The sequence below is a fragment of the Methylophaga sp. genome (assembly GCF_965655755.1).
In the GTDB taxonomy this organism is placed as follows: Bacteria; Pseudomonadota; Gammaproteobacteria; order Nitrosococcales; family Methylophagaceae; genus Methylophaga.
Map to the genome: position 1 here is coordinate 103,021 of NZ_CBFHHW010000005.1, position 4,600 is coordinate 107,620.

General features: G+C 45.2%; 6 protein-coding genes. 1 reads left to right on the forward strand and 5 read right to left on the reverse strand.

The window, feature by feature from the left end; all coding sequences use genetic code 11:
• Window positions 1-145 precede the first annotated feature (145 nt).
• From cysN to ACTF5U_RS03395, 5 genes are read right to left on the reverse strand one after another with little or no spacing between them, the layout of a single operon-like run.
• Window positions 146-1,588, reverse strand: a complete 1,443-nt coding sequence (cysN, locus tag ACTF5U_RS03375) for a sulfate adenylyltransferase subunit CysN (RefSeq protein WP_438970226.1) — start codon at window positions 1,586-1,588, stop codon at window positions 146-148.
• 1 nt (window position 1,589) lies between these two features.
• Complete coding sequence (cysD, locus tag ACTF5U_RS03380) at window positions 1,590-2,492, reverse strand: sulfate adenylyltransferase subunit CysD (RefSeq protein ID WP_438970227.1); 903 nt, start codon at window positions 2,490-2,492, stop codon at window positions 1,590-1,592.
• Between the two features lie 13 nt (window positions 2,493-2,505).
• Window positions 2,506-3,204: a phosphoadenylyl-sulfate reductase gene (locus ACTF5U_RS03385; protein ID WP_438970228.1), complete on the reverse strand. Its 699-nt coding sequence runs from the start codon at window positions 3,202-3,204 to the stop codon at window positions 2,506-2,508.
• Window positions 3,201-3,434 carry a sulfurtransferase TusA family protein gene (locus tag ACTF5U_RS03390; RefSeq protein WP_438970229.1) on the reverse strand — a complete coding sequence of 78 codons (234 nt, stop codon included), beginning with the start codon at window positions 3,432-3,434 and terminating at the stop codon, window positions 3,201-3,203. The genes ACTF5U_RS03385 and ACTF5U_RS03390 overlap by 4 nt, the downstream gene beginning before the upstream one ends.
• Complete coding sequence (locus tag ACTF5U_RS03395) at window positions 3,422-4,222, reverse strand: sulfite exporter TauE/SafE family protein (protein ID WP_438970230.1); 801 nt, start codon at window positions 4,220-4,222, stop codon at window positions 3,422-3,424. The genes ACTF5U_RS03390 and ACTF5U_RS03395 overlap by 13 nt, the downstream gene beginning before the upstream one ends.
• 107 nt (window positions 4,223-4,329) lie before the next feature.
• On the opposite strand from ACTF5U_RS03395, the gene ACTF5U_RS03400 reads away from it, so the two are divergent.
• Window positions 4,330-4,600: LysR family transcriptional regulator (locus tag ACTF5U_RS03400; RefSeq protein WP_438970231.1), on the forward strand; the 271-nt coding region annotated here is incomplete at its 3' end.

A 4,600-nucleotide genomic window follows, 5' to 3' on the forward strand; every position in this document is an offset into this window, starting at 1 on the left:
TGAGATATTACAGGCAGAAAAAGTCAATCAAAGAAAGGCAGAATCCAGAGAGATGAATCACTCTGAAAGCTTAGCTGGGATGACAGGAAAAACAGTGATGAAATAAAAACGCCAGCCTTGGAGTACAAGGCCGGCGTGGAAGATTTTAATTGAATAGTTGACTTAAATCTTTCGCATCCCAGTGAGGGAAGTGTTTACGAATAAGGGCATTGAGTTCGAGCTCAAACGCGGAGAACTCACCTTCAGGTACGACTTCATGACTACCTGATACGGCATCTGTGATCATACCGGCACCAATCGTAACGTTCGTTAGCCGGTCAATAATGATAAATGAACCGGTAAGACGGCTTCGTTTATAGTTATCGAACACAACCGGTTTATTTAGAGAGAACTCACACAGACCAATTTCATTAAGTTTCAATTCACTGACATCGTTCTGTTTTAGCGTATTCACATCAATTTGGTAATCAATGCCTGTCAGAGAACCAGTACTCTCACTTACACCAACCTTTATGCTGTATTGTTTACCTGCTGCCAGAGGCTGTTCAGTCATCCACACGACCATCGCTTTAAACTGGCTGGAGACATGAGGCTGATGATGATTACTGTGAACAATCATATCGCCGCGACTGACATCAATTTCGTCATCTAATGTTACCGTCAACGCCTCTCCGGGCACAGCATGATCCAGATCACCATCATAGGTGACCAAGGCTTTGACTTTGCTCTCTTTACCTGACGGTAGCACGGTTATGTCATCGCCAGGTTTCAAGATACCTGACGCCAGCGTGCCACAATAACCTCGGAAATTGAGGTTAGGGCGATTAACATACTGGACCGGGAATCGCATATCATCGAAGTTGGGATCGCTTGCGACTTCAACATTTTCCAGAATATTCATCAAAGTATCACCATCATACCAAGGCATGTTTTCGCTTTTATTAACGACATTGTCGCCAACTAAAGCAGACATGGGTACATAGCGGATATCTTCCAATTCCAGCTGTTGTGAAAACTCGCTGTAAGCTTCACGAATATCATTAAAGACATCTTCGCTGTAATCCATCAAATCCATCTTATTGATGGCAACCACGACATGCTTGATGCCCAGCAGAGAAGCAATAAAACTGTGACGACGGGTTTGTGTCTGTACACCATAACGGGCATCAATCAGAATGACCGCCAACTGACAGGTTGAAGCACCAGTCGCCATATTACGGGTGTACTGCTCATGACCTGGTGTATCCGCAATAATAAATTTACGTTTGGTCGTTGAGAAATAACGGTAAGCAACGTCAATGGTAATACCCTGCTCACGCTCAGCTTGCAGACCATCAACCAGCAACGCCAGATCCACTTGTTCACCGGTAGTACCGGATTTCACACTGTCACGCGTTACCGCTTCCAATTGATCTTCATAGATCATTTTAGAATCATGCAGCAAACGTCCGATCAGAGTACTTTTACCATCATCAACATTACCGCAGGTTAGAAATCGCAGCATTTCCTTGTTTTCATGCTGTTTCAGATAGGCCTCAATATCGGTAGCGATCAAGCTATCAGATTGATATGAACTTTCATTACTCATTTTAGAAGTAACCCTCTTGTTTTTTCTTCTCCATAGAACCCGCTTCATCGTGGTCAATAGCTCGACCCTGGCGTTCTGAGGTCGTCGTTAATAACATTTCCTGAATGATTTCAGGCAAAGTGTCTGCCTCTGATTTGACCGCACCGGTCAATGGATAGCAGCCCAAGGTTCTGAAACGGACTTTTTCCATTCTTGGTTCTTGGCCTTCTGGAATACGCATACGGTCATCATCAACCATAATGGTCAGGCCGTTGTAATCGACTACCGGACGCTCTGCTGCGTAATACAACGGAACAATTGGAATCTGTTCAAGGTAAATGTATTGCCAGATATCCAGCTCGGTCCAGTTGGATAATGGGAAAACGCGAATACTTTCGCCTTTGTTAACTTTACTGTTATAGATATTCCATAACTCAGGACGTTGCGCTTTAGGGTCCCAACGGTGCTTTTTGTCACGGAAAGAGTAAACACGTTCTTTTGCACGTGATTTTTCTTCATCACGACGAGCACCACCAAATGCCGCATCGAAACCATATTTATCTAACGCTGCTTTAAGGGCATCCGTTTTCATGATGTCGGTATATCGCGGATGATCAAATGGATTGATACCAGCCTCTCTGCCTTCCTCATTGGTATGAACAATCAGATCAAGACCCAGCTCTTTGGCCTTCTCATCACGGAATTTGACCATCTCCTTAAACTTCCAGGTGGTATCAATGTGCATTAATGGAAACGGTGGTTTCCCCGGCGCAAAGGCTTTCATTGCAAGATGCAGCATGACCGCTGAGTCTTTGCCGATGGAATACAGCATCACAGGATTTTCAAACTCAGCCGCTACTTCACGAATGATATGAATACTTTCCGCTTCCAGCTGTTTAAGGTGTGTTAATTGTTTTTCAGTCATTTCTCTTTCTCTATTAGGTAGATTTGACATGCAAACCGCACTCTTTATTTTCAGGGTCTTCCCACCACCAACGTCCGGCACGAATATCTTCGCCCATTGCGATAGCTCGGGTACAGGGGGCACAACCAATACTGGCATAGCCCTCATCATGTAATGCGTTGTAAGGCACATCAAATGCCTTGATGTAAGCCCATACATCACCATTTGACCAGTCAGTTAACGGACTGAACTTTTGCAGGCCATGATCTGCATCCCACTCAGAAACAGGTAATTCCGCCCGGGTAACAGACTGCGAACGACGCATACCGGTTAACCATGCTTTCTTATCTGTTAAAGCACGTTTCAGTGGTGCCACTTTCCGAATGCCACAGCATTGTTTACGCAATTCAACACTGTCATAAAATGCATTTGGCCCGTTAGTGGTAACAAATTCTTCAATCTCTGCCGCATCAGGAAAAAACACCTGCACTTTTTTATCATAGTGCGATGTCAACTGCTGCATCAGATCGTAGGTTTCTTTTGGCAAACGGCCCGTGTCCAGAGTGAAAATCTCAATACCCGGCGCATGTTTACAAATCAAGTCCATTAACACCATATCTTCGGCGCCAAAGCTTGAAGCCAGAATAGCAGGCGAGTATTGCTGTTCGATATCTTTTAATACCGCAATGGCGGCATCAACCTTAGCGGCACGTGCTTCTTGTATTTCACTCATTTTTTTCTTCTCACAAGGATCGTTGTGGTCAGCACATCTTCTGATGTGAGTTCACATTGCTGGCCATCCTGACGCAGACTATTTAACATTTCGGTGACGGCATCGCCTTTATTCACCACAAGCTCGATATCCTGTTCAAGCGCCATATTCCTAATCGCTTCTCTGGCCTTAATGTAGTGCATGGGGCAACCATATAAGGTCAAATCAAGCGGCAGTGTTAAAACAGGCACTTAATACCTACCAGTACTAAGATAATCGCCAACAAGGGTCGCATTATCTCGTCAGAGATTCTGACTCCCAGAAAACTGCCAATCACGATTCCCGGCAATGAGCCAGCTAATAAATATAATAACAATGACCAGTCAACCGTACCGACAGCTGAGTGTCCCAGCCCAGCGACAAAAGTCAGTGGTACCGCATGAGCAATATCCGTTGCAACAATCTCTACCCCTTTCATACGCGGGTAGAGAAACAATAGAATAACGGCACCCAGCGCACCTGCACCAACTGATGACAGCGTCACCATCACACCTAAAAAGGCTCCCGTTACCACAGTGAAAATCGCTTTATGGCCCTCGTCCTGACGCAAGCTATACAAGGCATTAACGACAGGATGTCCTTCTTGAGTTCGAAGCAGGCGACCAATCCAACTTTTTAACAGCAAGGCACTGGATGTCAAAATCAATGCGATACCTAATGCTTTCGTTATCAAATCGTTATGCTGACCTTCATGCATTCCGGTTGCACTCATCACCCACAATGTCACTAACGTCGCAGGCAAGCTGCCTGCCGCTAATCGTGCCACCACATTCCATTTGACCACGTTGTGACGCCAATAAGCCCAGATACCACCAGACTTGGTAATGGCAGCGAAAAGTAAATCGGTACCCACGGCAATAGCAGGCTGAATTGAAAAACCGAAGATGAGGATCGGCGTCATCAATGAGCCACCCCCAACACCGGTCATACCAACCATAATGCCGACAAATAAGCCTGCCAGTATAAAGCCCCATTCCATCTTGGATGATCGCCTGCTAGTTACGAGAAAGCTGACAAGTTTACCAAAGCGTAATATTCTATCAACGAATATTATCTACTATCGTTATAACGAAAAGATATAAAGTCATGAAGATACAACAACTCAAATATGTTCGTGAGATAGCCAGACGCGGTTTGAGTATCTCTTCTGCTGCCAATGCACTGCATGCCTCTCAACCAGGGGTAAGTAATCAGGTTCATCAGCTAGAAGAAGAGCTGGGTCTGCAAATCTTCGAGCGACACGGCAAACGCCTTACAGGTATTACCCCCGTGGGTGAATCAGTTATTGCAATGGCAGAACGCGTGTTGCAAGACGTCGATAATATTCGTCAGATTGCAGCAGACAGTCGGAGTGATC